The following is a 26,355-nucleotide window of genomic DNA, read 5'->3' on the forward strand; positions in this document are numbered from 1 at the left end:
GCCCGTCAGCCTGCGCTCGGGTACCCGCGACTGCTACCGCCACCTCGGCGCGGAGGATTTCTCCGTCTACGCCACCTGCCTGTCATCCGAAGGCGCAAGCGGCAACCGAATGGCCCGCGTAGGCTGGGGTGGTTCGATCGAGGCCGGGGAGTGGGAGCGGGGATGGGGAAGCGTGCGCAGGGGATGCCGCTGGAAGTACGGCAGGTTCGCGAGGCGCTTCTGAGGGAGTTCGCCGACCGGATTTCCATGGACGACTTCGAAAACAAGGACCCCGTGCAGCGCGAGACCGCTCTCTTGTCCCGTGCCGTGTCAGCGAAGGCGGCCCGGATACTGACGGATTGCACGACGGACGAGGCGTCCGCGGGAGTGATCGACGGTCGGGACGACTTCGGCATCGACTCCGTGGCCTTCTCCGCTTCCGGAACCGAACTCTGGCTGATCCAGGCGAAGTGGAAGAACTCGGGGACAGCAGGTTTTGACACTGAGGCGGCACTCAAGCTCATCCACGGTCTCAAGAAGCTTGACAACCGGGACTTCGATCGATTCAACGAGCGGCTGAGGCTCCTAGGCGATCGCGTACATGGCGTTCTCAAGCTGCCCACCTGTAAGGTGCATCTGGTCGTGGCCCTCATGGGGGACGGTCGGCTCTCGCCAGAGACGCGCAACATCCTCGATGAGGCGGCCCAGGAGTTCGGCGGGCTCGGTCGTACCGTCGAATACCGGATCGTGGACCAGGCCGACTTCCACCGGGCCATCCGGGAAGACCTGGAGCCGGAGCCGATCACGCTCACCGCGAAGATGACCGAGGGCTGGCATGACCGTGAGACTCCCTACAAGGCGATCGTCGGCGAGGTGAGCGCCGCGGAGTTGGCTCGGTGGTACGCGGACAATGGAGAGCGTCTCTACGACCGGAATGTCCGCAAGTCCCTCGGGCTCACCGGAGTCAACAAGACGCTGGTCGACAGCATGTTGGAGGACCCCGAAGGCTTCCTATACCGCCACAACGGCATCACGGTGCAGTGCGACACCATTGAGCAGGAGTTCTTCGCGAAGCGTGCAACCGGGGCGCCAATCTCCCTTACCCTCCACAACGCCAGCGTTGTGAACGGGGCGCAGACCGTCACCTCGGCGAATCGAGCTTTCGAGAAGGACCCGGACGCAGTGGCGGAGGCATACGTCTCCGTGCGGATCGTATCGGTACAGGGGACGCCTGAGGGGTTCGCCCAGAGCATCACCAAGGCCACCAACACCCAGAACCACATGGAGCGACGCGACTTCATCGCCATCGATCCGGTTCAGAGTGAGATCCAGAAGGACTTCAAGCTTTCGATCGACAAGGAGTACATCTTCCGGCGTGGGGAGATGGACCCGGCCTCGGAGTCGGGCTGCTCGGTCACTGAAGCGGCCACTGCCCTGGCCTGTGCGTATCGGGATCCCACCTTCGCGGTCCGGGTAAAGGGCTCGACCGAGGCCCTGTGGAAGGAAGGGGCTGATGGTGCCTATACCCGCCTGTTCGGACAACAGCCCAGCGCGTACCAGATCTGGCGTTCTGTGCAGGTCCTGAGGGAAGTCCGTGACGAGCTCACGAAGATTCGGTCGACCCTGGCGGGGAGGGCGGCGTCCATTGCGGACAGCGGAGCGCTGCTGGCCGCCCATGTGGTGTTCCAACGCATCGGCAGCGAGGCGATCGAAGAGCCCGACAGCGACTGGGACATGATTCTGCAGGGTGTGCCCGACCAGGTGCGAAGTGTCCTGGCATGCCTGATCGACCTGGTCGACAAGCTTTTCACCAGCAAGAGCTACATCACCAGTACCTTCGCCAGTGAGGAGAAGTCCAGGCAGCTGGTCCAGGCGGTCCGGCTGACACTCGACGCCGGGAGCGGCACCCCTGACCTTACGGCGTTCGTCACGGCAGTCGGCAAGAAGCGTGTGAAGCGTCCGCCGACGATTCACCTTCTCGTGGACCACGACCTCATCCGCGACGGCGCCCCGCTGACTTACGTGCCCGGTGATACGGAAGAACGGGCCATCGGCGCTTGGCTCGACGAGGACCCCCGCCGTCGCCGGGCCACCTGGGCCAACGACCGTAAGGCTCCGATCCTCTGGGAGGCGGACGGCCGACGCTACTCGCCGAGCGGACTTGTGAATCACATCTGGCAGCAGGCTGAGTGGCGGGAACAGTGGAGCGCCGTCCAGGGCCCGAAACAATGGAGCGTACCCGGAGAGGGGACACTGGTGGAGATTGCTGAACGGCTGTGGCGCCGGTTGGACACGGAGCAGGAACTGGGCGTGGACGGTTAGCCCTAGTCGGAGCGCCCGCGGTCGTCACTGTCTGGGCCGAGCACTGCGGCCCAGACAGTGTTGCCCGAAGGCGGCCGCGGGGGCGGCGAGAAGAACAACCCCTCGGGGGGCGTGCCGGCGGCACCCCGAGGCCTGTGCGCCCGCTCGCTACGGCAGCGCCCGCGCGACCTCGCGGAAGTGGCGAGCCGCTTCATCGAGCTGGCCGGCGACCTGAAGGGCCATGTCCTTCGGGTCGCCGAAGTGGTCCATCTCCGGCGCGAGATAGGCTGGCAGGTGAAGGTCAGCCTTCGGGCGGGCCAGCAGTTCCTCCACCGAGTAGCGGCGGAACCGCTTCGACACCCTCTCGTCACGCGCTGCGAAGCCGCCTTCGGGCAGGCAGACCGAGAGGAACTCGTCGAAGTCGGCCTCGGTGACCGGGTTGCCGGTGTCCGTGTGATGGTTGCCAGTGCGGGCGTCATACACCCACAGACTCTGCGTGGCTGGCTCACCGCTCGGCTTGGGGGCGGACTTGGTGAAGAAGAGGATATTCGATTTCACGCCCTTGCGGTGGAAGAGCCCGGTGGGCAGCCTCAGCAGCGTGTGCACATCGCAGTTCTTCAGCAGGACCTGACGTACGGTGGCTGCCGCGCCGCCGCCGAAGAGGACTCCATCAGGCACGAACACGGCCGCCCGCGCACCCTGAGGCAGCGTGATGGCCAGATGCTGGAGGAAGTTGGTGGGGAAGTCTCCGTACGCCCAGAAATCATCGCGCATGTCGGCGTCAGGCTGCACACCGCTGCTTTTGAACGGCGGGTTGCAGATCGCTACCGTCGGGGCAACCGTCAGGTCAGCGCGCATGACTGGCGTGCTCCTGCGGGCCAAGGTGTCAGCGAGCTGGATCGGTGCCGGGTCGGAGAACGGTCGTCCGGTGTGCAACAGGATGTTCATCGTGGCGAGCCGGCACATCTGAGGGTCGAGGTCGGCACCCGCGAGGGAGCCCGGTGGCAGATGTCCCCCCTTGGACAACATCAGGTTGTACGCAGCGATCAGGGTCGAGCCGGTGCCGCAAGCCGGGTCGATGACGATGTCACCAGAGTGCACACCGAGCATCCTCGTGATCGCGGTCAGGACGGGCTGAGGAGTGAGGGTCTGGCCGGTTTCAATCTTGAGGTCGATGTCGTCCCGGCAGTCGCGCAGCATCCGCGAGAACGCATCACCCAACTCGGTCTGGCGAACGGACGACCAGTGGTACGGGTCGATCTCCTCGACGACCAACTTCGTCAGCTCGGCCATGCGGTTGAGACCCCAGGGCTGCGCGTCGCGGAAGACAACGCTCGCGGTCTGTCGGTCGGGGCGCTCAGCGGGAGCCGGGGCACCCAACTCGTCCATGAGGGTGTTGAGCCCGTTGTGCAGGGCGTCACCGCTCAGCAGGACTAGATCCGGCCAGGTATCGACGGGGGCGACAGGCTTCCGGGCGAACCGGCCGGCACGTTGCGCACGCTCGTGGTCCAGCTTGAGGAACAGCAGATACCCGACGTGTTCCACGAACTGCAGACGGGTGATGGCGCGGGTGCTGGTCTTCTCGCTGTAGAACTTCCAGAGCCGGTCGGCAATGTACTTGCCCGTCCAGTGCTCCTCGCGCCGTGCACCGTTGCCGTTCCCGAACCCGTTAGCCATATGTCACCCAGTCCTGTGTCAATCCCGGGTGGGCCACCCGTCTTCAGACGGGTGGCCCACCACCCCGGTCCCCCAGCGGGTCCGGAACCCCCGGCAGGGCCTCCGGACCCGGCTGGGCGTCGGTGGGACGAAGGAAGCCGGGCTACCGCTCCTGGTCTGTCTCTTTGGTGCTGGAGTTGTTTTCGCTGCCGTCCGTGGCGAGGCCGGAACCGGCCGTCTGGGTGCCCGCTGCCTTCTTCAGCGACTGGGCGACGGCGGTGAACTCGGCCAGGGCGGCTTCAAGGTCGTCCACGATCTCCTGCGCGATCACATCCGGAGGAGCGAGGATCGCGGAAGAAGTAGAAGCGGGCCGAAGAACCGTCAGGTCGAGATTGACCTTGTCACGTACGATCAACTCATCGTACGCGTATGGTCGGAAACGTTCACTGGGCTTTCGAGCCGAGTAGTCCGCGCCACCGGAGTGGAAGGCCGCGACGAAGTCGTCGAGGTGCTCGCGGCGCAGTGCACGCTGCTTGAGGGTGAAGCGCTGGTCGGTGCGGAAGTCGTAGACCCACAGCTCCTTGGTGGCGGGCTTGCCGCCGGGGCGTGGGGCGCACTTGTCGAAGAACAGCACATTCGCCTTGACGCCGTTTGCGTAGAAGATGCCGGTGGGCAGGCGGAGCAGAGTGTGCACGTTGGTGAGGTCCAGGAGACGGCGGCGGATCTCCGCGCCGGCACCGCCCTCGAAGAGGACGTTGTCGGGTAGGACCAGGGCAGCTCGACCATTTGTCTTCAGCAGCGTGTAGATGTGCTGGACGAAGTTCAGCTGCTTGTTCGTCGTCTGCGTCCAGAAGTCCTTACGAGTCGTGTATGCCTCGCCGGTCACGGAGCCCACGCCAAAGGGCGGGTTGGCGAGCACGATGTCGTAGAACTTCTGGGGTGGCTTCGCCAGGGAGTCCTGGACCGTGATTAGGGGGCGGGCCTCGGAGGTACCGATGCCGTGCAGCAGCATGTTCATCAGTGCGAGCCGAGCGGTCTCGCGAACCAGCTCGTAGCCAGTGATCGCACCGGTCTGCAGCTTGCGTGCCTCGTCACCGTAGAGCTGGTCCTCATAGCGCTCAACGATGTTGGCGTGTGCGGCGATGAGAAAGCCGCCGGTGCCGCAGGCCGGGTCGGTGATCGTCTCGCCGAGCCGGGGTTGTACGCAGTCGATCATGGCGTCGATAAGCGGCCGGGGTGTGAAGTACTGTCCGGCGCCGGTCTTACGGTCTTCCGCGCCGCGCTGAAGCAGACCTTCATAGGCGTCGCCCTTGAGGTCCTGCTTCTCGTGCGTCCAGGTGGAAGGATCGATGAGATCCTTGACGAGACGGTCGAGGACGGCCGGCTCGTGGATCTTGTTCTGGGCCTTGGTGAAGACCTCACCGAGCATTGTGCCGCCCTTGCGGCCGAGTTCGCGAAGGATGCGCTCGTAGTGTTCGACGAGGTCCTCAGCCGACCGGCTGGTGAGGCTTGGCCAGTCCAGCCCCTGCGGGATAAGCGGCTCTTCAGGTACATCCCGCCGGAACCTCGCCGGTCGATTCGCGCGCTCGTCGGCCATCTTCAGGAAGAGGAGGTACGTGAGCTGCTCGACATAGTCGAGCGTGGACACGCCGGAGTGGCGCAGCAGCTCGCAGTACGACCAGAGGCGGTTGACGAGAGTCGAGGTCGACTCTCCGGCGGACCGCCTCGGGTCTGGGGTGGCGACGTTGTTCACGGTTGCGCTGGTGGTGCTCACTGGGGCAGTTCTTCCTGACCGGGGGGTGCGGTCCGAGGCTTGCGGGGCGCACGCTTGCGCGGCGCCTTCTTGGCGGCCGCGCGCTGAGCGCGGATCCGGTCGAGGAGAGCCGAGGCGGGCTCATCGGCGTGGTCCTGGGGGACGAGGGCGCCGGTGAAGGCGGCGTGGAGGAGTGCAGAGCGGAGTTTGATGCTATCTGCCTGCGCCGCCTCGACAGCCATTGAGAGTGGAAAGATGGTGGATTCCTGCTTCTTCACCCATGTGACTGCTTCTTGCTGCTCCTGTAGCGAAGGCAAAGGCACATCGACATTCTCGATGGTTGCCTGATCGATCTTCGGCATCGAGCCAGAGAGCCCGCGTGCGTGCTGGCGGAAGTAGAAGCGAACCGGGCTCGTGCTGAGAACCAGCGCGACATACTCGGGGAGGGCCAGAGAATGATCGACACGTACCCGGATCAGCAGATCAGGATAGATGGCCCAATTGCTGTCACCTCGATATATGGCGGAGGTGCCGACGAGCTCTTCCGAATTGGATCTTTGGATGAAGATATCCTGGTCTTCGAGCCAGAGCTTCGAAACGCGATCCGGGTCTGCGCTGGTGAGCTTGGTGAACTGGTCGCTGAAATCGTTCCGAGTCACCGCAGTGAGAGTGAGTGTTCGGATTCCTGACCCGTCGGAAGTGGCTTTTGCGGAAACGCCGTTTCGCAGCGGTTCGCGCAAGATATCCTTAAGCTTTGAGGAAATGCCAGCGTGCTGAGAGACAGCTGAGTCAGCAACGCGTGCCCGCAACTCAGACATACCCGCGAGTGCGTCTGTGATCGCTGATTCGCCCGCCTCGATGCGCGCGATCTGGCGATCGAGTTCGGTAACGATGCGACGCTGTTCCGCGAGCGGCGGGACGGGGATTTCCATCGATTCCAAGTAGGGGCGCGGTACGCGACGCTGACCAACAGCGCCGGACATATGGTGCTCGGCGGTGATCCGTACGTTGCGTTGCAGTAGGTAGTGCGTCAGGTATTCGGGGAGCACCGCGCCGTGGCTGCGGAGTACGTGGAACTCGGTGCTGCCGAGAGCACGTCCACCGACAAGTCCTCGAGCTTTCGCGATCTTGCCGTTCTCCATGCAAGGCGTGATCTTCGCGAAGAGAACGTCGTTCTCCTGGAAGCGTGTCAGAGACTTTTTCTTGAGGTCGCCGTATCGCACCCGGGTTGACGCATCTATGCGCCCTGTTTCGGCCTCCACGGAGGCCATGGGTACCTGGGAGATAAGATCATCATCTCCAGGCTCCTCATCGAATCCACGAGGATTCACCTCGCAAAGATCACTGATTATAGCCCGAGCCCACCCTGCCGGAAGCTCCCCCGATTCTGCATCCAGACCCAGCGTCACGCGCCCAGCTCCCTGTCCAGTTCGTCGAGGATCTCATCCGCCCTCGCCTCGCCGAATTCCGCGAGGAAGCCGTCTGTGCCGTTCATCTTCGTGAACGGGGGGTAGTCGAGGTCGGCGGTGTCGAAGCGTACATGCTGGATCGTGGCACGCGTGATGTGATCAAGCCACCAGCGTTCCGTCTTGGTGAAAGTCATGCCGGCCTGTTCCTGCCTAGCTAGCCACGCCGCGTACCGCTCCCGCACTGCCTCCTCGTGCGGGCGAGGCAATGTCGCGCCACGTTCTGCGCCGCCCGCCAGCTCGTACCGCAGCAGGGCCAGCAAGTCAGCCGCGGTGCGAGCGGCCGCGTGGTTCGCTGAGACGGCCTTGCCTACCTGCTCGTACGAGCGCCACAACTTCTCCGGAGTCCAGGCGCGCGGCGGGCGGGCCACCGCGCGCGCCAGGTCCTTGAGGCGCTTGAGCGCGTCGCGAGGTGGAACCGGCGAGTCGGGGGAGAAGGCGATGGCAAGTGCCGCGATCTCGTCCCGGTGCTCCTCGATGTATGCCTTCCAGTCGCGCACCGTGTCGCGCGCTGTCGACTCGTCCTCGGGGACGGCGCCGGCTCGCACCAGATCGTCACGGCTGGTCTCGTCGTACAGGATGTCCTTCGCGCGCCTCATCTCCAGGAGCCGCCTGCGGAGGGCGGGGTTCGATGCCAACGGGCGCAGCGCCCGTTCGATCATGTCCTTGACTGCCTGGTCGGGGTCGAGGCCGAGGTGTTCGGCGGCTTCGCGGGTCTTGGCCTGCCCATCGATGGCGACAGCGTCGACCATGCCGTGCAGGATCTTCTTCAACGGGACTCCGTCGCTCAGCCCCTCGATCTCCGCGCGCTCGTCATCAGTCATCTGAAGGTCGAGCTTGGCGAGGCGGGAGGCGAGAGTGGAGACGTGTGCTTCCTCGGCCTCACCACGGGCCGTGAGTCGCAGCAGCTTCTCCAGGTTCAGATCCTTCTCCGTGTGCTGCTCCATCGGCGCCGCGTCCACCTTCGGCTTCCGGGTCACGCCTACCGCGTCGACAATCACGAAACGGGTCTTCGGACCGACGCCCGGCGTGACCCGCTCGAACTCGGTCAGGGACAGAGTCCGCGCTCCGCGGCCCTTCATTTGCTCGAAGTACGCCCAGCTCTTGACATCGCGCAGGAACAGCAGGCATTCCAACGGCTTGACGTCGGTACCGGTGGCGATCATGTCAACGGTGACGGCGATGCGCAGCTGCGGGAGATTACGGAAATCGGAGAGACGTTCGGTCGGCTTCTTCGCCGCATGCGTGATCTTCGCGCAGAAGTCGTTGCCCTTGCCGAAGACGTCACGGATGACCTCGACAATCTCCTCGGCGTGATTGTCATTCTTGGCGAAGACGAGGGTCTTCGGGACGTACATCTCGTCCCACAACAGATCACCGGTCTCTTTGTCCCGTTTGGCGCGCTCGGGGAAGATTTCAGTGAACAGCCGCTCGCGGAAGGTGCGGATGACCGTGCGCAACTGGTCCTTGCTGATCACACCGACACCGACCTCCGCGGCGCCGTATGTGATGTCTTCGTCGAAGTCCTCGTAACGCTGACGACGTGTGCGGCGGTCGCGGACCGGGATGGTGCCCTGGGCGATGACGCCGCCCTCGCCTGTTATCCGCGTCTGGATCTCGTACACCTGGAAATCGACGTTGACGCCGTCGGCGACGGCCTCAGGGTACGTGTACTCACTGACAAGGTTGCCGTTGAAGTATCCGAAGGTCTGGGCGACGGGCGTCGCGGTCAGACCCACGACGGGTGCGTCGAAGTACTCCAGGACAGAGCGCCACTTTCCGTAGATGGAGCGGTGGCATTCGTCGACGACGATCAGATCGAAGGACTCCGGAGGAATCCGTGAATTATAGCCGACAGAGATGTCGCCGGGCGCGTCGTAGGTGTACTCCTCCTCACCGTCGTTGCCAGTCACCGAAGGCACGGTCGATCCGGTCAGCTCCATGTACAGGCGCTGCACCGTGGAGACGACGACCTTGGCCGAGGGGTTCATGCCGTCCGCACCCAGACGCTGCACGTTGAACAGATCGGCGAAGGTGCGGTGGGTATCAGGTGTGGTGAAGTTCTCGAACTCGTTCTGCGCCTGGGCACCCAGGTTGTTGCGGTCGACCAGGAAGAGGACGCGCTCGGCTTGGGCATGCTTGAGTATCCGGTACGAGAACGTCACCGCCGCGTACGTCTTGCCCGCTCCGGTCGCCATCTGCACCAGCGAGCGGGACTGGCCAGTGCCTTGCTGGCCCCGGCTGTGTGCGACGGACTCCTCCACACCGCGCACTGCCTGGATCTGGGCCGGGCGAAGAAGGCGTTCGTCGAGTTCGGGCATTCGTAGCCGCAGCCGGGAGCGGTACGAGGGCGCCTGCGGGTCCTGATCGGCCTGACGCATCCAGCGGGAGAGAGTGCGGGGCTGGTGGAAGGAGAAGATCCGACGGCTACGGGAATCAGCGTCAAGGGTGCTGCGGAATCGAGTCTCGCCACCGTCCGACACGTACCGGAAGGGCAGCGGGGTACGCCAGGCGATCATGCGCTGCTGAGCATCGGTGGGATGGTCGGCATACCGATCGGCCTGCTTCTCGGCGGCGGTTAGGTCCCCGCCCTCCCGCTTGGCTTCGATCACGCCGACTAGCTTGCGGTCCACGTACAGGGCGTAGTCGGCGCGGCCCGTGGCAATGGTTGTCTCTCGGACGGCGACGCCGTTGCCGTACCTGTCCTGCGCGTACAGGTTGAGGTTGTTGCCCGCGTCCTGGACGCTCCAGCCGGCCTCGGTGAGCATCTGGTCGAGGCGGGTGCGTACCTGGGCCTCAGTGAGGGGTTCGCGGGCCGCCTGTTCGGCGTTGTCCAGCAGACGTGCGCGCTCGGCGACGGCCTTCGAGGCGGCGACGCGGCTCGTGGCCTGTTCACGCAGCAGTCGGGCATCTGCGGCGGACTGTGCCTGCTGGAGTGCCGCAAGCTGGTCCTGCATGGCGGCCACCTGGCGGGCCAAATCCTCGCGTTCCGCAGTGGCCGCCGCGAGCTCCTGCTCGGCGGCGGCCCGCGCGGCTTGTTCGGCCTGCGCCTGTGAGGCCTTGCCCTCGTAGGTGAGGCGCGTCTCCTCCAGCGCACGACGGGCCTCCGCCACCTGCGAGCGCAGGGCCGCGTTTTCTGCCGCCGGGGTACGGGCCGGGTCCGGCGGCACGAAGGCTCGCTGCTCACGAGAGCCGGTGAGTAGGCGGTGGTACCAGGCACCGAGACGGAAGCAGGTCCGCAGGGCGCGGAAGGCGTCGTCCGCGCTGTCGTGGTCATTGTGGTTGGCGTTGTTGCCCAGGACGCGGACTTCATCGAAAGCGGACTTCACGTTGCCGTGGAGGTATCCCTCTCGATCCAGGGCGGCCAGGCGCTCCACCTGCTTGCTGCCACGGAAGGGGACCCGGCCCCGGCGCACCAGGTCGGACGCGAGCGCCTCGCCGAACTGCCGGGACTTGAGCAGGGACGTGTTGGGGTCGGCGAAGACGTTGGCCTCGGCGGCGGCGCCATAGGCGACGAGCAGCGGGAGATGCTCGTACAGGAAGCCGAAGTTGCGTGAGGTGCGGGCGAGTTCGGCCAGTCTAGGGTCCGGTGTGTGCGCCGTGCCGCCTGAGCTCATCAGATGTGTCCCGACTCTTCCTGACGCTGTGCCTGCGAGTTCATGCCCGCCCGCTGGGCAGACTACGGTGGATCTTCGAGCCTAACGCGATACCCGTTCACAGTGCCAGCACTTTGAACTGGCAGGGGGTTGAGGAGAGCGCACACAAGGGCTTGCCCCGTGCCCATGGCTCAACAGACGTGCGCGCACTCTGGCTTTGTGGTCAGCCCTTGACCATTCTTCGTTATGCCGGGCAGCGCACCATGTTGATCACGTGATACTTCATCAAAGGTGAACGGTGCCCCAGCGCCGTGTGCATTCGTCCCGTTGATGTGCACAACGAGTCCGCGCCCTTGGCTGCGCCAGCTTGATGCGATCAGTGGTTGGCCTTCGAGCCTCACCCGCCCCCCGGGCGTGGCTTGACCCATGCCGACAGTTCTGGTGTTCGATCGGTCAGACCTCGATAACCGTGGCGTGTCCGCTGCACGGCGCCATGAGGTCCTCGGGGTCGGAAGTGAGGATCGTGGCTGGTCCTGGGCGGCCAGGGCGGTGGCGGCGAGCATGGCGTCGATGGCGTACTTGTGACTGGAGGTCGGTTTCGGCGAGGAGAGCAGCGGTGTGGCGGGCGATCGGCTCGGTGATCGGTTCGATGCCCAGGCGGGAGAGTGTCCACTCCAAGGCCGGGCGGTTGCAGGGGTGGACTAGCTCGACGAGGGTGGCCATAGAAGTGATCACGCGCAAGTCGTCGACGCGAGCCAGGGCGAGCTAGCTGGTGATCGTGCAGTCGCGCAGGACGGCTTTGGCCAGCCCTTCGCTGCCGAGGAGGGTGCCGCCGGGGACGACTGGGGCGGGTCACGCTGCGCTCGCTCCGTGCTCTGTCTGTTCGCGTCGTGCCTGGTTGAGCTGGTCGCGCAGGGACTGGATCTCTTCGTCCGTGACGGGGCCGTGCTCGGCTTCGGCGACGGTGATGAGTTTGTTGAGGTTGTCGCATTCGACCTGGCGGGCGACGGCGGTGGCCACGTAGGCGGACAGACCGGAGGGGTCGCTGAGGGCCTTGGCGGCCTCAGCGATGTCGCGCGGCATGGTGGTCGAGTACTTGCTGGTGGGCTCACTCATCACCCTCCCCGTTCAGGGGAGCACCCTTCCCCTGTGGCAGGGCTGCCACAAGCGATGCGTTGACCTGGAGAGAAGTGGTGGATGCTATGCGGAGTTCGAGGGGTCAGGTGTGGCGTGCTCCCAGGGGGGGCCAAGGATGGTGATTGCCGCGCAGCCCCACTGGGGCCGGGCTGAGGGAGCCAGGGCGGATGTTAGAGCGTTGGCCGACGAGCTCGGGTCTTCGTTGGTTCGGGCCGTCAGGGAAGCCGTCGCTGATCACGCCGGCTGGGGGAGAGAGGCGTGGTCCGGCCTTCATTAGTTGGTGCGCCTTCGCGCTCGAGTGCCTGGAGATGCATTGGGGACAGGTCGCGGCGAAGACGCGAAACGAGACCAATGACGCTCTGGGTTCTATACACCAGGGTGATGCTCTGAAGGGCGCGGGGCTGTTCGAATGACGAGCTGTTGTAGCGGGCGTTGCGGGACTGGGTGCTTGTGATGCCCCGGCCTGATACGCGCAGGGCGCCTCACGGAGGTGCGGCTCGCTCTGGGCTGGGTCGCCCGGGCTTCACGTCGTTTGGGTGACTTGCTGGAACCCAGTCGTGATGCGGAGTGTATTGCGGGTTCTCCGGTTGAAGCAGGACGGCACGCTCGCGGCCGCCGAGACGCAGCGGCGCAAGCGCATGACGCTCGAGCAGGGCGAGCTCCGTGCTGATCCCACCGAGGTCGCTGAGCGGGCGGGCAACAGTGTCGAGGTGCGCATGACCCGGTACGCGAAATGCCTCTACGGGCGTCAGGCTCTCGTGAACAGACGCATCGGCGAGCTTCTGGATGAGTACAGCCGAGGGACAGTCAGAATCCTGTGCTCGGATGCCTCTTGTCGTGAATCCCGGACACTCTGCCGACCAGAGGAGCTGAGACGACATCCGTGAGGGCGGCTCTTCTGGCACTACCTGAGCTTGCTCGAGGAACGTGCAGGTCAGCTTGCGTGCTGAAATGAGATCCACATGGACCCCGCGTCCCGCACATGTCCCGTGCGAGCCGGTTTCATGGGGTCGGTCACACGCGATCTCGTATGCGTGCTCAGGTAAAAGCCAGGTCAGGCGAGAGGGGCAACGGCAAGGCGGGCCGTATGTCTTTTGGCATGAAGACAAGAAAGGCGCTGACCAGTAGTTCTTCCTGGTCAGCGCCTTAATCCGGAGTGCCCCCGGCAGGATTCGAACCTGCGCACACGGCTCCGGAGGGCGTGACTTCCTTGGGGCCAAAGGGCCTGCTGACCTGCGGATACCGCGCGAAGGGCTTTGGCGGGCGGGAATCCCACGCGCTACTCACGCGCGGGGTGGGATCTCGGCCTGCGCGGACCCTTGTTGGCGGCCAGGGGTCGGCGGTGCGCAGGACGCCAATCATAATGAACTTCATCCATCTATTGGCCATATGTGCGCTTTGTTGGAATCTCGGAAAGTGGTCAGAAAGCAGCGGCAGCGTGGAAAGATGCCCATGTCACGAACTCTGCTCCCCGCGCACGCGGGGATGACCCCACGATCGGCGACATCCTGACCCGGAGCATCTACTGCTCCCCGTGCACGCGGGGATGACCCCCACAATGAGTCCGTGTGGATCAAGTCCGCGGCTCTGCTCCCCGTGCACGCGGGGATGGACCTTGGATGGCCCCCGTCCATAGCGGCATGTCTCCCTGCTCCCCGCGCACGGGGGATGGACCCCGGAGGAGCGCCATGTCCTTCGACTCTTCCGACTGCTCCCCGCGCCCGCGGGGATGGCCCAGCTGCGCCTGGGTGCGCTTTTGCGCGCTTCAGTGCTGAGGGCTCGGGAAGCTGACGTGAGGCTTGCGGCGCGCGTACGGTAGTGCCGAAGGAATGCCACGATCGCGGGAGGCCTGGGCCGTGAGCGACCAGAGCTGGACCATCGAATCCATCTGTGAGGCGCTGGGCACCCCGGCGCTGAGTCAGAGATTCCTCGGCGAGATCAACCGTGCCCCCGCCCACGAACTGCTTACTGTCTTCGCGAAGTGGCAGACCATCGCGGCCGGCGTTTCCGCCGCGGCGGCGCGCGGGCGCGCTCTGGAGCGGGAGGAGGCCGCCACGGGGGAGATTCCAGGCGACTGGGTGGACATGACCGACCGGGTCCAGCGTGAGGCGGCCGCGGCTCGTGGGCGAGGCGCCGCCTGATGGGTTACCGCCTCAGGTATGACCGGGCGGCGGAGCCGGTGCACGACGCCTTGCCGCCGGAGGCGAGCGAGCGGCTTTCGCTCGCGCTCGCGGCGGCGTGCGATGACCCGATCGCTGCTACGGAGCCGTACGGCGAAGACGATAGCGTCGTGCGGATGCTCGTCACCGAGCACGTCATCGCGGTCCTGTTAGTCGGCCAGATCACGAAGACACTCACGGTCCTGCAGCTGAGCTACACCGGCTGAGCCGCTACGCGCGCGCTCTAATCCCCACGTCCGCGGGGATGGCCCCCAGGTGATCGCCTACGCCAACCAGCGCGACGCCTGGTGCCTGCACCTGCGGGGATGACCCCAGCCAGTGCCGACAGCATCCGAAAGGCACGGTCTGCTCCCCGCACACGCGGGGATGGCCCTCTGTGCTGGCTCAAGGACCCGGGGCAGCCGCACTGCTCCTCGCACACGCGGGGATGGCTCCGAATCCCATAGTGAGGCGTGGCTTCTGGTCTACTGCTCCCTGCACATGCGGGGATGGACCCCCGCGCGACGAAGACGCCCGCGCCTGGTACGACTGCTCCCGCTCACGCGGGGATGGACCCGTCGAGCCGAGGACGGTCCGAAACCGGGGTCTCTGCTCCCCGCTCACGCGGGGATGGACCCACGACCGGCATCGGCGGCGCGCCCCGCGGCTACTGCTCCCCGCTCACGCGGGGATGGACCCGGGCTCGTCAAGAATTACGACGAAGCCATGGACTGCTCCCCGCGCACACGGGGATGGACCCTTCATGGGGGACAAGGTGATCCCCGCGCTGACCTGCTCCCCGCACACGCGGGGATGGCCCCGTGGGCTACCGCTTCGTGCATGACCCGGATCGCTGCTCCCCGCGCGCGCAGGGATGGACCCCACCACCATGGCCGACAAGAGCCTCCTGAAGACTGCTCCCCGCGCACGCAGGGATGGACCCCAGTTCATGTGCGAGGACTGCCGGAAGGCACACTGCTCTCCGCGCACACGGGGATGGACCCCGGTGGACGAGGGTGGCGAACGGTGGACGGTCCTGCTCCCCGCGCGCGGGGATGGACCCTTGAGGGGCGTGTCGAAGGTGCGGCCCAGCACCTGCTCCCCGGGCACGCGGGGATGGACCCTTGATGGCGTACCAGGGGGCGATGACGCACTGCTGCTCCCCGCGCGCACGGGGATGGCCCTTGGCTGCGGGACATGGGCACCTGGCTTATCCCTGCTCCCCGCGGACGCGGGGATGGACCCCTGGGACTGGTCAGTCCGCTCACTCCGGCCCTCTGCTCCCCGCACACGCGGGGATGGCCCCTTCACGTCGTCGCCGACACCGCCCGTGTACGCCTGCTCCCCGCGCACGCGGGGATGACCCCCACCACGAGGACAGCGCCAGCGCCGAAGATCTCTGCTCCCCGCGCGCGGGGATGACCCCCAGCCGGGCTGCTCGGGATCCTGTTCGCTGTACTGCTCCCCGCACACGCGGGGATGACCCCAGCACCGCCTGGGCGCCGAGGATGTAGCGACCCTGCTCCCCGTGCACGCGGGGATGACCCCGCGAGGTCGTCTGTGTCGTAGTCGCTCGACTGCTGCTCCCCGCGCGCGCGGGGATGGACCCGGCACCCGGAGCGTCTCCATCGGGATGACGCGCCGCTCCCCGCGCCCGCGGGGATGGCCCTGCGTCAAGCCGTAGGCCCTGCCTGTCTGGATTCGCTGCGGGATGCAGGGGTTGCCCTGTAATTTCGCCTGACTAAAGGTTGATAGCTGTGACTGGCGGAGAGATCAGTGGTTGGCGGACATATCGCAACAGGTGACGCAGGTGGACACGATCGGGACACTTCGGCGGATGAGCGACGCGACAACGCCCAAAAGTTGGATACGAAGGAATCCGAACTCAGGGACATGGTTGCTACGAGACGATTGCGTGTCTTGTGGCTGCTGAGCAGTCTCGCGACGACGGCTTTCCTTGGTTGGACGATGGTGCTGGGAGCCTGGCAATCTTCCCGCGGGGCAGTCAGTGTGGTTGGCGGAGCGATGGCGTTGGTCTCTACCTCGCTTGCCTCCTGGCAACTTCTGCAGATGCGCCCCAAGTTCACTCAGCAGCGATATCAGATCTCTGAACTTCACGCAAAGCGCGTTGCATTGGCAGCGAAGGAGGCCCTAAACCCCATCGACGCTCTGCGGGTGTATCGAGTGCAGGCGGTCGAGGATATTGAGAGGTATCGGGATGGGGCGCGAAGGAATCGGAGATATAGCAACATCCTTCAGTGGATGGTGATTGTTGGATCAGTAGCAGCAACGAGCCTCACGAGCCTTGCTACTGAGTCCAGTGGAAACCTTGCCGCCAAGGTTGCCCCTGTGATTAGTGCCCTTGTTAGTATCGCTGCTGGGTTGACAGCCTATTTCAAGTTCAGGGAACGTGGATTTAACGAGCAACAGACTGCCGATGCGATCGAGAAGGAGTACAAGGGGGTTGAGCTCCGGATTGGCGATTATTCCGGAGGTGGAGAGCAGGATGTTCTTGCGCGTTTTGCGCAGAGAGTCGAGTCTCTTAAGGACGAGCAACGTAAGAGGGAATTGCAGCTTGAGCAATCGTCCGGTGAACGTGAGCGAGGTGCGGGTGGCGCTTCCTAACGGATTGACAGAGCGTGGTTTTGTGGTGCGTACTCACGCGCAATGGCCTAGGCTTTTGCAGCCCAGGCCATGGAGGGAAGCTTTGATCTGATTAAGTCAGCAGGTGCGCGTTTACTGTTCGAGCTTGTTCCCCCAGGTCGGGGAGCTCCAGGATAGTCACTCCGCCGGCCTGGGAGATTTCTGCGCCGATGCAGTCCTCCGCAAAGGGGGCAGGGAGGGGCTTTGGAGGGCGGGAATCCCACGCGCTACTCACGCCTGGGGTGTGATCTCGGCCTGCGCGGACCCTCGTTGGCGGCCAGGGGTCGGCGGTGCGCAGGACGCCAATCATGATGAACTTCATCCATCTATTGGCCGTATATGCGCTTTGCCGGAATCTCGGAAAGTGGTCAGAAAGCAGCGTGAGCGTGGAAAGATGCCCAGGTCGTGAACCCTGCTCCCCGCGCTCGCGGGGATGGCCCCGTCCCCGAGTACGGCATCGGCCTGCCGCTGCTCTGCCCCCCGCGCTCGCGGGGATGGCCCCTTATCCAGCTGGAAGCCAGCGAGGAGGGATCACTGCTCCCCGCGCATGCGGGGATGGACCCATCAGCGTTGAGGACGGTGGCAGGGTTTCCGCCTACTCCCCGCGTACGCGGGGATGTCCCTCCCTCGACGTGATCGCCGAGCCAGGCGATGTGCTGCTCCCGTTCCTGCGGGGATGACCCCGGCGGTGTGCAGGCGTATGACCTGGGTGAGCTCCGCGCCCCGCACATGCGGGGATGACCCTCAGCATGCAACATGGAGGGCGGTCAATCCCGTCTGCTCCCCGTGCACGCGCGGGGATGACCCCTTGCAGCCCGGGGTCCCTTTCAGGAGCTCATGCTGCTCCCCGCGCACGCGGGGGATAACCCTGCCTTGCGGCGACGCCCAGCCGCGCTCGTCGAGGAACTGCTCCCCGCGCACGCAGGGATGGACCCTCCTCGTTGTCGTCCTAGTGCTTGGCGATCGGCTGCTCCCCCGTGTATGCGGGGATGGCCCCTGGCACGCTGGCGAGGCGACGGCGGACCAAACCTGCTCTCCGCACACGTGGAGATGGACCCGGCCGCACCGCATACCAGGTAGACATCAAGCTCTGTTCCCCGCGCACGCGGGGATGGACCCGTGCGAAGCTGGTGCGGTCAGCTGCTGTCATGCCAGGTGGGGAACGGGGGAGGGCACGTGCCGCAGGCCAGTCCGCGGGGTACTTACTTGCAGGTCGCGGGTGTTCTGCGTGAGCAGATTGAGGCTGGGGAGATCCCAGAGAGGCTGCCGTCGAAGGCCGAGCTGCGACGCATCCACGGCGTGGGTGCCAGCACGATCGATCGTGCGCTTGCAGTACTGAAGGCAGAAGGGCTCATCGAGTCCGTGCGGGGAGCCGGCAACTACGTGGCGGGCACCGGCGACAGACGTCCGCTCGTGGAGAAGGTGGCGGACCTTCTACGAGCATGCGGTGTTAAGCCAGGAGACGCATTCTTCACCGAAGACGAGCTGTGCGAGCGGTTCCACGCTTCCCGAACCGCAGTGCGCTCCGCCATCGCAAAGATGGAAGGGCAAGGGCTGCTTGCCGGCGCCGCGCCGGGAAAGCGGCGGGAGGTGCGGGCCCTGCCGGACGACGGTCACTGATAGAGGGTGGATCAGTATGCGAATGACGAAGTGGGCCTACGAGTTGTCGCGAGCTCTGCTGTCTGAGCCGCTTCCTCGCCGATGGGCACACTCGCTCGGAGTGGCGGAGCGGGCCCGAAGCCTGCAGCCGATCCTTGGTGACGACGCGGAGCTCCTGGAGGCCGCGGCCGTCCTACACGACATCGGGTACAGCCCGGCGCTGGTCAAGACGGGGTTTCACCCGCTCGACGGAGCGCGCTTTCTCCGTCATGACCAGAATGCAGACGAGCGCATCGTGAGGCTCGTGGCTCACCACACCTTCGCTCTGCTGGAGGCGGAAGAGCGAGGCCTTCTGGAAGAGCTCTCCAGTGAATTTGTCGTGGAGGAGCCGCACCTTGTAGACGCCCTGGTCTACTGCGACATGACGACGACTCCAGACGGCACCCGGACCGAACCGAAGGATCGGGTGGACGAAATCATCCAGCGGTACAGCCCGGATTCCATCGTCGGCCGCTTCATCCAGCGGGCAGCGCCTGAAGTCCACGCGACCGTTGCGCGAGTGGATCAACGTCTGGCCGCGGCCGGCCGCCGCTAGCCGACGTAGGGCGACGTGCGCCCCTCCTCCAACCCATGCTCGATGCGCAGCCGCATTGAGGGGTGGATGTCGAGACTGGGGAGGTCGGCGGGTGGCACCCAGCGGACATCCTTCGATTCTTGGCTGCCGTGCAGCTGGCCCCCCGTTGGGTGGGCGCGAAAGCAGATCGTGAACTGCTGGCGGACCTCGCCATCGTCGTACGCCATGACATGGCGCGGGTTGGTGTAAACACCGGTGATGCGCTCAATCTCGATTTCGATGCCTGTCTCTTCTCGCACTTCCCTGATAGCCGTATCGGTGATGCTCTCCCCGATGTCGTGGCCTCCTCCGGGGAGTGCCCACAGGTTGTTGTCTGTCTTGTGGATGACGAGTACTCGCCCTGCATCGTCAACAACGACGACGCTGGCTGAGGGAACAACCGAGTTGGCTTTCGGGGCATGCGGGTCTTCGAAGTAGTCGATGCGGCCCATGATGGCGTTCTACCTCAGCATTCTTTGGGGGAGGAGATGCGGCGGGCTGACTCCCAGACTCGTTCGATGCTCTCGGCGTATGTGTCGAACAGTTCCCCACCGGGGACTCGCTGGATGTGGAGCACGGGGGCGAGCCAAGCACTGATGCCGTAGACGTGAGTGTTGGCGAGCATCTCGTCGTCGGCTCGGTAGAGCGAGTTGTATAACGTGGTGCCGTGAAGGCGGAACTCCACGCCAGGTAGGCCGAAGAGTTGGGCGCAGTTCACGAGAGCGTTGCGGGTCTTGCTCGCTTGTGCGTTTCCCACCCCTTCCTCTTCACCGCGGACGGCGACAGCCGCGGAGTCCGGATCACCGAACATGAACCGCATGTGCAGGCCGGCGGCGGACTTCTCCTTCACGATTCGGTGGAACTCCAGATCCTCGGTCAGCCAGAAGGCGGAGTAGGTGAGGATGTCGAACTGCCGTGTCGCCCGTGCGTACAGCTTTGGCCAGACAGGGCCCGGCACGACGTTGCGGTGAGGGTAGACCTTGACCAGCTCGGCCTGGCCGGCCTCGGTTACCTCGGAGGCGGTGGCCTCCTCCGGCCAGAGGTAGGACACGTCGCGGCGCAGGAGGGCGGCCGCGGCGTACTTGTGTCGACGGTACGGCGGCCGCCCGCCGCTGATCCAGCGCTCCACCGTCTTGATGTTCACACCGAGGTGATCCGCGACCTTCTCCACGGTCAGACCGGACTCCACGATCGCCCCGCGAAGCCGTTCGTTGGCCATGCCGCACTCCTGACGTTGGGACGCGCTGGGACGTCTTGACGGTAGATGAGACGTCTTCAACACGTCCAGCAGCGCGGTTACTTGTCTCGACCGGGGCGCGGAGTCTGTAGATGCGCCGAACGCGAGAGGGTTCGTCGGCGGGATCCCCGGAAGGGCTTGACGCCGCGAACCGCCATCGCCACGATACGAGGTAGGTGCTACATACCTCGCATCGACCGAGGCGTGAGTCAGCAAGATCTGCACGGCAATGGGGCCCGGGGAACCGGGCTCAAGGGGCCCGGGACAGAGCGGGCCGAGGGCGCACCCGACCCCTAGTCACGCGGGAGGGCTTAGACCGAAAGGTCACGTCTCCATAGGCCTAAAACGGGAGCTCGTGTTCCCAAAGGAGACATCCGTACTGATCACAGCTCGTCCTTGAGGAGCCGACGTGATCCGTCGATTGCCTTGGGCGCTGTTCGTGCTGGACCGGCGCGCGCAGCAAGGCCCACCGCGTCCCGCCTGAGTCTCCGCGCAAGCGCACCGGGATAGCCGGTGATCCGGGGGCTCAGGCCGCCTGCGCAGCCGAAGCGCTGCGGCCGGTTGTCTCCTCCGCCCGTCCAGCACCCAGTGCTGTACGGGCGGGGCAGAGGGGAGCCGGCTTCCGCCGATCCGCGAGACGCCCGCCAGGGCGCTCGAACCCGATCGCAGAACCAGGAGACTCCATGCCCGCTGCCGTGTTCGCCGCGGTGTTCATCGCCTTGTACATCGGCCACAGCGTCGGGGATCACTGGATCCAGACGTCGCAGCAGTCGGCCATCAAGGGCAAGCCCGGGTGGGCCGGCCGTCTGGCCGACACCCAGCACGTTGCCACCCTGACCGCCACCAAGCTCGTCGTGCTGTTCTTGACCGCTGCCGTCCTGGACCTGGACATTGCGGTCCCGGGGCTCGTAGCCGGTCTCGGCGTGGACGCATTCACGCACTGGTGGGCAGACCGCCGTTCGACCCTCGCGTGGCTGGCCAGGGTCACCGGTCAGTCTGAGTTCTACAGCCTCGGCAGTTCCGTCCATCCGGCGCACCCGGTCACTGCCGGGGGTAGGCCCGCAGGGCATCTCGGGACCGGGGCCTACGCGCTGGACCAGTCCTTTCACCACCTGTGGCTGCTGGTCGCCGCACTCATCATCGCCACCGTCTGAACCGCGCAGCCACCGGGGCGGTCGCCTCTCGCCAAGGACCGCGGCCGCCCCGCTCCCTGAACGATCCCTTCGCGCATCGAGGAGTTCCGCAATGACTGAGCGCATGTTCGTCTCCGAGTCCACCGGCCCGGTCATCCTGGGCCTGGACCTGCCGATGGGGGCCATCGACGTCCAGGTCTTCGAGAGCGTGACCACCGCCGGGGTGGTCCTGGTCACCGACGACGAATCCGGCCCGGCGGCAGAGGCCGTCGCCCGGGCCCGTAGCAGCCAGACCGGGCAGACCATGACCGTGGAGGTCCCCGAGATCGGCAACAACGTGATCATGCAGAGCTTCCAGGGCAACCGGCTCGTGCAGCAGATGGGCGTGGTGAACGGGACAGTCACCGGGGCCGTGATCATCGGCGGCCGCGTGATGAGCGGTGGCGGGGGAGGGACGGTCACCGTCAGCCCGATCCGGGCGCGCGTGACGCTCCCCGCCGGCTCCTCGCTCGGCATCGTCTCGCAGTCCTCGGACGCCCGGGTCTACGGGGACATCGAGCAGATGGAGTTCCGTTCCGTCTCCGGCGATCTGCATGTCCAGGCCGTCCGCCACCTGAATGCCTCCACCACCTCCGGCGACGTGATGGCGGACCGCGCCGCCGGCCGCGTGACTGCACGTTCCGTCTCGGGTGACATCAGCGTGGAGCGGTACCACGGGGAGGCCGCGGACCTGAGCACGACGTCCGGTGACATCTCCGTCATGGCGCTGGGACAGGCCTCCGGCGCCCTGCGCGCCCACAGCGTCTCCGGGGACGTCACCGTGACCGACGCCGGAGCACTGCAGGTGAGCGCCCGCAGCGTCTCGGGTCGCGTTCGGACGCGCTGACCCACTCGCACGTTTCTCCCGCCGGCGTGGCTGCCTCTCGCCAAAGACCCAGCCACCCCGGCTCCCTTCGCAGAGGAGAGATCCGTATGCGTACGTACATCGGCAGGGCAGCTGACCCTGCGGAGTTCGAAGAAGTGCCGGTCGGTATCGACCGCGACCTCTTCCAGGGGCCGCTGATCCACGAGTCGCCCGAGAACCGGGTGGCTCGCCTGGACGTGGCCCAACAGGTCATCGCTGACCTGCGCCAGCAGGGCAATGCTGGCGACGAGATCGCCGCCTGGGACGCGCTGTACGCGGGTGCTCTTGCGTGCACGGCGCTGTTCATCAGGTCTGTTCGCGCTGGCCGTCTCGTCGGATCCGTGAAGGCGGTGGCGTGATGGGTACCCGTCGCTCGGCCTTCGTGATCGAGGGCAGGCGGAACGACTATGCGGCGGCGCGTCCCGCTGGGGCGATGCTGGCGTTCGAGGTAGCGGCGAACCCCGGCTTGGCCGGCGCTCTGTGCGCTGCGGTCGAGCCGGAACTCTTCTTCCCCGAGCGGGGAGATCACAAGACCGCTGACCTCGCACGGGAGATCTGCGCTCGCTGCCCGGTGATCGAAGCCTGCCTGGCTGACGCCCTCAAGGCGGAGGGCGGCCGGAGCCACAGCAGCCGGTTCGGGATCCGCGGTGGATTGAGCCCGAACCAGCGCTATCACCTGGCTCGACGCATGCGCCGAGCCAGTCAGGCCGCGGAAGCCGCGCTCCCGGCCAGCGAGGCGGCCGGTTCACCTCCGGTGGAGATCGCGACGGCCTCACGGCCCTCAGGCGTTCAGGAAAGCAAGCCCGCTCCGTGCGGTACGCGCCGTGGCTACCTCCGGCACCGCCGCGAGGGCGAAGACCCGTGCGAGGCATGCCTGAACCACGTCGCAGGCAGTCGACGTCGGCGCCGCACTGATGCGGCCAAGGCGGTGGCGGCATGAGTGATCTGAGCAGTTGGCAGGAGCAGCGGCGCCGGGACCGACTGGCCGATCGGGAGCAGGACCGGGCCGACAAGGCCGCGCTGGCTGGTGAGCGGCGTGAGGATCGTCGGCTGGAGCGTGAGCAGGACCGGGCTGACCGGGCGGCCGCCAGGAGTGAGAAGCGGCAGGACAAGGCCTACCGTGCCGAGCGCTGGCGTAGCCGGCGGGCGTGGATCGTCGGCCACGGGGCGCTGATGTGCACGGGCATTGTCATGACCTGCGCCATCGTCCCGGCCCTGGCCGCGCAGTTCACCGCACTGTCGACCGCCGGCGTGGGGCCGCTGCTGGCCGCGTTGCTGGCGTCCATGCTCGAAGGCGGGGCGTGGGCAGCGACGTTCGGTGCCGCGGAGGCGGCCCGCCACGGTCGGCCGACCGGCCGCTACCGGGCCGCCACGTGGGCCTGTGCGGTGGTGGCTGCTGCGATCAACTTCTCGCACGGCAGCCACGACTACGGCCTATGGCTCGGTGTTGTGCTGGCTGTCGCGTCGCTGTTCGCGGTGGGGATGTGGGAGCTGCACCTGAACGGCTCCCACGCCCCCTCCCGCGAGGAGCGCGAGCGCATCCGGCACCAGCGCCGCCGCCAGTGGCACCACCGCAAGGTGTGCCGGGTCGCCGACCGGCTCATCACCGCGGCGCCCCACGGCACGCTCACCGCCGAAGAAGCGTTCATCGCCGCGTGGCGTATCCGCCACGGCACCAGCCCCGGACTGACCGCACAACTCCTGGCCGACCGACTCGCCGCGGAAGCAGGGCTGGGCGCGGTGGTCGAGGAGGCCGCCGACAGCGGCCCGCAGCGGGTCACCGCCCGACTGTGGACCGCCGACGACAAGGTGCTCCCGGTCCTCGGCCGTACCTGCCCCGTACCCCGTACGGACCCGGAGGACCGTCCCGACTCTGCGGCGGAACGGTCGGTAGCTGATCTGCACGTTTCGGCGCCCCTGCTGCCCGACCGGTCGGCCGACTCCGAACCCGCCCGGCCGCTCCCTCCGCTGCCGGTCCGACCGGTCCGGAAGGCGGTCGATGGCCCTGCGGGAAAGCCGCGGAGTCGGGGTACCGAGGAGTCGACCGGCAGGGCACTCCGTTGGGCGACCGGCCGGGTACCGGCCGCCGCCCGGTACGAGGCGGCCGCCCGGCGGTCCGCGGACGAGCTGCTCGACTCCGCGCGGAAGCAGACCGCGGCGTGGCCCGATGAGGAGCTGAACGCCGAGCGTCTGCGGACCACGCTGCGGATCGGTGCGGCGAAGGCCCGGAACCTGCGCGACATCCTCCAGGCCGAGCGGGCCGAGATCACCGCCCAGTTTCAGGCCGACGAGGCCGACCGCCGGCACGGCCTGCACCTGGTCCCCGAAGACGAGGCCACCACGGCCGCCCGCCTGCAGGACCTCCTGGTACCGACCGGCGGTGACCGGTGATGCCGCACACGTCCAGCAATCCCCACCTTCAATCCCCCGGAAGGAACCTTGGGATGACCAGCCACCCGAACGACCTGGACATCATCGGCCTGCGTACCGCCGTGGCCAGGGTTCTGCCGCACAAGGCCTTGCCCTGCGCCAACCCGACGTTGGAGGGGCTGCTGCTGGACTTCGACGGCAGTCACCTCTACGTGGTGGCCAGCGACCGGTTCACCCTTGCCATCGGCCGCGCCGCGGCCATCCAGTCCGCGCCTGCTTGGTCCAGGTACCTCGACATGCCCGCGGTCAGCAATCTCGATCGCTTCCTGGAGCTCACCGATCCGCGTGATCCGGTGGCTCTGAGCAGCGGCTACGACGTGGACGAGGCGCCTGTCCTGTGGTTGAAGGGCCGCCACGGATCGGTGGAGCTCGTCACCGACGAGAATCCCGACTTCCCCGACTGGCGCGAGCTCGTCGCCAAGTCCCTGGCCAATCCCGCCCAGGATGAACCGGTGGTCCTCAGCCCTCGGCTGCTCCAGCGCTGGGCGGCCGCGGGGGACTCTGCGACCTTCAGTCACCGCGGGGCCGGTAACCCCGTGCTCGTGATGGCCGACGACTTCCTCGGCCTCCAGGCGCCCCGCCGCAGGCAGCCCGCCGCCGGACCCGGCCTGGACAGCTGGCGCAAGGTGGTCGCCACCCGGAAGGAAGGGGACATGAGCGACGACGGCCTTCTCGCACAGCTGCGGGAGCTGGCTGCCGGCCACCTCGCTGACACGGAGGAGGCGCGGGCGAAGGCACGCCGCGAGCAGGAGAAGCGCGAGCGCAGCGACGTCGAGGCCAGGGCGTTCACCTGCATGAACAAGGTCTTCCCGGGCACGCTCGGCAAGGTCTTGTCGAGGGACTCGTGGCGCGGATACCCGGGCGGGCAGGAAGGGACAGGGCCCATGGCCGTTGCCTACCTGGGCGGCGGGATGTTCGTGACCTACGAGTCCCGGCCCGTCGTCTTCGACGCCCCCTGGGGCGGCCAACGCGATGTTGTGCTTCTCGTGCGGCCGTGCGCGTGCGGCCGCTACATCGAGACCGTCGTGGACGACGACTACAGCCTCGCCCTGGCGCTCAAGGACGCCGAGGCCCTCACCGGGTGCGTCGGTTCCTGCGACGACGGCTGGTCCGAGGAGGACTGATGAGGATCTCCACGGACCGGACCGGCAGGTCCGAGTGCCGCGCCGTCCAGCACATCCACACCGTCGCCGAACAGGCCAAGCGGCTGGTCGAGAGGGAGATGCGCGCTCGCCTCTGTGACCCGCTGACCATCACCGTCACCGACACCCGCGGCGTATGGGCCCTGGCCGAGCGCGCCGAGCGCGAGAGCGTCGGCCTGCCCAGCACGCTGGGGCAGGTGCTGCTCGGCTACCTCCACAGGCCGGCGAAGCCGGTGTTCGGCCGCGCCTCCGTGAGCGGGGAGGGGCTGCTGTTGCTGGTCAACGCCGAGGCCCACAAGGACGACCTGGCCGAAGTGAACGTCACGCTCGTCCATGAGCTGGTGCACGCCGTCCAGCTCTCCGCCCCCGGTGCCCGCGCTGTGCGGCAGGCGCAGATCCGCAGCAACTACGGCATCGAGCGGTTCAGTCGGCGCGAAGCCGAGGCCGCCAACCGTGCGATCGACCGCGACGAGGAACAGGCTCGATCCCTCGAACGCCTCGCCGCCCAACTGGCCTGAAACGAGACCGTATAGAGACCACAACCCGGAATTTTTTTCCGGGTTGTGAGGCCTAGATCGTGCTTAACATCTACGCCAACTGACAGGCG

At 66.4% G+C, this 26,355-nt stretch carries 20 protein-coding genes and 2 pseudogenes; 14 read left to right on the forward strand and 8 right to left on the reverse strand.

Going from position 1 to position 26,355, the window contains the following annotated elements; genetic code table 11:
- Window positions 1-162 precede the first annotated feature (162 nt).
- A complete protein-coding gene (locus ACOTKD_RS24420; protein ID WP_424891158.1) occupies window positions 163-2,301 on the forward strand; it encodes an AIPR family protein in 2,139 nt (712 codons plus the stop codon).
- 147 nt (window positions 2,302-2,448) lie between these two features.
- Here ACOTKD_RS24420 and ACOTKD_RS24425 read toward each other — a convergent pair whose 3' ends face one another.
- The 6 genes and pseudogenes from ACOTKD_RS24425 to ACOTKD_RS24450 all read right to left on the reverse strand — a co-directional run bounded on the left by ACOTKD_RS24425 (window position 2,449) and on the right by ACOTKD_RS24450 (window position 11,867).
- A complete protein-coding gene (locus tag ACOTKD_RS24425) occupies window positions 2,449-3,957 on the reverse strand; it encodes an HsdM family class I SAM-dependent methyltransferase (protein WP_424891159.1) in 1,509 nt (502 codons plus the stop codon).
- Window positions 3,958-4,099: 142 nt separating this feature from the next.
- A complete protein-coding gene (locus tag ACOTKD_RS24430; protein WP_424891160.1) occupies window positions 4,100-5,710 on the reverse strand; it encodes a type I restriction-modification system subunit M in 1,611 nt (536 codons plus the stop codon).
- On the reverse strand, window positions 5,707-7,098 hold the full coding sequence (locus ACOTKD_RS24435; protein ID WP_424891161.1) for a restriction endonuclease subunit S: 1,392 nt from the start codon (window positions 7,096-7,098) through the stop codon (window positions 5,707-5,709). The genes ACOTKD_RS24430 and ACOTKD_RS24435 overlap by 4 nt, the downstream gene beginning before the upstream one ends.
- Window positions 7,095-10,772 carry a DEAD/DEAH box helicase family protein gene (locus ACOTKD_RS24440; RefSeq protein ID WP_424891162.1) on the reverse strand — a complete coding sequence of 1,226 codons (3,678 nt, stop codon included), beginning with the start codon at window positions 10,770-10,772 and terminating at the stop codon, window positions 7,095-7,097. The genes ACOTKD_RS24435 and ACOTKD_RS24440 overlap by 4 nt, the downstream gene beginning before the upstream one ends.
- Window positions 10,773-11,204: 432 nt before the next feature.
- Window positions 11,205-11,558, reverse strand: a pseudogene (locus ACOTKD_RS24445) (PIN domain-containing protein).
- 45 nt (window positions 11,559-11,603) lie between these two features.
- The gene (locus ACOTKD_RS24450) at window positions 11,604-11,867 is read right to left on the reverse strand and encodes a CopG family transcriptional regulator (RefSeq protein ID WP_424891163.1); all 264 of its coding nucleotides are present in this window, start codon (window positions 11,865-11,867) and stop codon (window positions 11,604-11,606) included.
- Window positions 11,868-12,556: 689 nt separating this feature from the next.
- Between ACOTKD_RS24450 and ACOTKD_RS24455 the strand changes: the two are divergent.
- The 6 genes and pseudogenes from ACOTKD_RS24455 to ACOTKD_RS24480 form a co-directional block, all read left to right on the forward strand.
- A pseudogene (locus ACOTKD_RS24455) lies at window positions 12,557-12,775 on the forward strand (hypothetical protein); the annotation flags it as partial.
- 969 nt (window positions 12,776-13,744) lie between these two features.
- Entirely contained in the window at window positions 13,745-14,029 is a 285-nt protein-coding gene (locus ACOTKD_RS24460; protein WP_424891164.1) for a hypothetical protein, read from the forward strand.
- Window positions 14,029-14,274, forward strand: a complete 246-nt coding sequence (locus ACOTKD_RS24465; RefSeq protein ID WP_424891165.1) for a hypothetical protein — start codon at window positions 14,029-14,031, stop codon at window positions 14,272-14,274. Before ACOTKD_RS24460 ends, ACOTKD_RS24465 begins: the two co-directional genes overlap by 1 nt.
- A 1,693-nt stretch (window positions 14,275-15,967) precedes the next feature.
- Complete coding sequence (locus tag ACOTKD_RS24470) at window positions 15,968-16,672, forward strand: DUF4231 domain-containing protein (RefSeq protein WP_424891166.1); 705 nt, start codon at window positions 15,968-15,970, stop codon at window positions 16,670-16,672.
- 1,194 nt (window positions 16,673-17,866) lie between these two features.
- Entirely contained in the window at window positions 17,867-18,310 is a 444-nt protein-coding gene (locus tag ACOTKD_RS24475) for a GntR family transcriptional regulator (protein ID WP_424891167.1), read from the forward strand.
- Between the two features lie 16 nt (window positions 18,311-18,326).
- Complete coding sequence (locus ACOTKD_RS24480; protein WP_424891168.1) at window positions 18,327-18,884, forward strand: HD domain-containing protein; 558 nt, start codon at window positions 18,327-18,329, stop codon at window positions 18,882-18,884.
- Here ACOTKD_RS24480 and ACOTKD_RS24485 read toward each other — a convergent pair.
- Both ACOTKD_RS24485 and ACOTKD_RS24490 read right to left on the reverse strand, forming a co-directional pair.
- A complete protein-coding gene (locus tag ACOTKD_RS24485) occupies window positions 18,881-19,354 on the reverse strand; it encodes an NUDIX hydrolase (RefSeq protein WP_424891169.1) in 474 nt (157 codons plus the stop codon). The genes ACOTKD_RS24480 and ACOTKD_RS24485 overlap by 4 nt on opposite strands.
- A gap of 14 nt (window positions 19,355-19,368) precedes the next feature.
- Entirely contained in the window at window positions 19,369-20,121 is a 753-nt protein-coding gene (locus ACOTKD_RS24490) for a helix-turn-helix domain-containing protein (RefSeq protein WP_424891170.1), read from the reverse strand.
- Between the two features lie 701 nt (window positions 20,122-20,822).
- Between ACOTKD_RS24490 and ACOTKD_RS24495 the strand changes: the two genes are divergently transcribed.
- The 7 genes from ACOTKD_RS24495 to ACOTKD_RS24525 all read left to right on the forward strand — a co-directional run bounded on the left by ACOTKD_RS24495 (window position 20,823) and on the right by ACOTKD_RS24525 (window position 26,266).
- Window positions 20,823-21,293: a transcriptional regulator gene (locus ACOTKD_RS24495; RefSeq protein ID WP_424891171.1), complete on the forward strand. Its 471-nt coding sequence runs from the start codon at window positions 20,823-20,825 to the stop codon at window positions 21,291-21,293.
- 91 nt (window positions 21,294-21,384) lie between these two features.
- On the forward strand, window positions 21,385-22,158 hold the full coding sequence (locus tag ACOTKD_RS24500) for a DUF4097 family beta strand repeat-containing protein (protein WP_424891172.1): 774 nt from the start codon (window positions 21,385-21,387) through the stop codon (window positions 22,156-22,158).
- A gap of 86 nt (window positions 22,159-22,244) precedes the next feature.
- Window positions 22,245-22,535, forward strand: coding sequence for a hypothetical protein (locus ACOTKD_RS24505; RefSeq protein WP_424891173.1), 291 nt, complete (start codon window positions 22,245-22,247; stop codon window positions 22,533-22,535).
- Entirely contained in the window at window positions 22,535-23,116 is a 582-nt protein-coding gene (locus ACOTKD_RS24510; RefSeq protein WP_424891174.1) for a WhiB family transcriptional regulator, read from the forward strand. Before ACOTKD_RS24505 ends, ACOTKD_RS24510 begins: the two co-directional genes overlap by 1 nt.
- Window positions 23,113-24,567 (forward strand): DUF2637 domain-containing protein, encoded by a 1,455-nt coding sequence (locus ACOTKD_RS24515; protein WP_424891175.1) that lies wholly within the window; start codon window positions 23,113-23,115, stop codon window positions 24,565-24,567. The genes ACOTKD_RS24510 and ACOTKD_RS24515 overlap by 4 nt, the downstream gene beginning before the upstream one ends.
- Window positions 24,568-24,620: 53 nt before the next feature.
- Complete coding sequence (locus ACOTKD_RS24520) at window positions 24,621-25,730, forward strand: hypothetical protein (protein ID WP_424891176.1); 1,110 nt, start codon at window positions 24,621-24,623, stop codon at window positions 25,728-25,730.
- On the forward strand, window positions 25,730-26,266 hold the full coding sequence (locus tag ACOTKD_RS24525) for a hypothetical protein (protein WP_424891177.1): 537 nt from the start codon (window positions 25,730-25,732) through the stop codon (window positions 26,264-26,266). The genes ACOTKD_RS24520 and ACOTKD_RS24525 overlap by 1 nt, the downstream gene beginning before the upstream one ends.
- The last annotated feature ends 89 nt before the right edge of the window (window positions 26,267-26,355 follow it).

Origin of the sequence: Streptomyces sp. XH2 (assembly GCF_049725035.1) — a bacterium.
Lineage (GTDB): Bacteria > Actinomycetota > Actinomycetes > Streptomycetales > Streptomycetaceae > Streptomyces > Streptomyces roseoverticillatus.

Coding starts and splice junctions, on each gene's coding strand:
- ACOTKD_RS24420 (WP_424891158.1), top strand. CDS start 163: ATGGGGAAGCGTGCGCAGGGGATGCCGCTGGAAGTACGGCAGGTTCGC.
- ACOTKD_RS24425 (WP_424891159.1), bottom strand. CDS start 3,957: ATGGCTAACGGGTTCGGGAACGGCAACGGTGCACGGCGCGAGGAGCAC.
- ACOTKD_RS24440 (WP_424891162.1), bottom strand. CDS start 10,772: ATGAGCTCAGGCGGCACGGCGCACACACCGGACCCTAGACTGGCCGAA.
- ACOTKD_RS24450 (WP_424891163.1), bottom strand. CDS start 11,867: ATGAGTGAGCCCACCAGCAAGTACTCGACCACCATGCCGCGCGACATC.
- ACOTKD_RS24465 (WP_424891165.1), top strand. CDS start 14,029: ATGGGTTACCGCCTCAGGTATGACCGGGCGGCGGAGCCGGTGCACGAC.
- ACOTKD_RS24480 (WP_424891168.1), top strand. CDS start 18,327: ATGCGAATGACGAAGTGGGCCTACGAGTTGTCGCGAGCTCTGCTGTCT.
- ACOTKD_RS24485 (WP_424891169.1), bottom strand. CDS start 19,354: ATGGGCCGCATCGACTACTTCGAAGACCCGCATGCCCCGAAAGCCAAC.
- ACOTKD_RS24490 (WP_424891170.1), bottom strand. CDS start 20,121: ATGGCCAACGAACGGCTTCGCGGGGCGATCGTGGAGTCCGGTCTGACC.
- ACOTKD_RS24495 (WP_424891171.1), top strand. CDS start 20,823: ATGCCCGCTGCCGTGTTCGCCGCGGTGTTCATCGCCTTGTACATCGGC.
- ACOTKD_RS24500 (WP_424891172.1), top strand. CDS start 21,385: ATGACTGAGCGCATGTTCGTCTCCGAGTCCACCGGCCCGGTCATCCTG.
- ACOTKD_RS24505 (WP_424891173.1), top strand. CDS start 22,245: ATGCGTACGTACATCGGCAGGGCAGCTGACCCTGCGGAGTTCGAAGAA.
- ACOTKD_RS24510 (WP_424891174.1), top strand. CDS start 22,535: ATGGGTACCCGTCGCTCGGCCTTCGTGATCGAGGGCAGGCGGAACGAC.
- ACOTKD_RS24515 (WP_424891175.1), top strand. CDS start 23,113: ATGAGTGATCTGAGCAGTTGGCAGGAGCAGCGGCGCCGGGACCGACTG.
- ACOTKD_RS24520 (WP_424891176.1), top strand. CDS start 24,621: ATGACCAGCCACCCGAACGACCTGGACATCATCGGCCTGCGTACCGCC.
- ACOTKD_RS24525 (WP_424891177.1), top strand. CDS start 25,730: ATGAGGATCTCCACGGACCGGACCGGCAGGTCCGAGTGCCGCGCCGTC.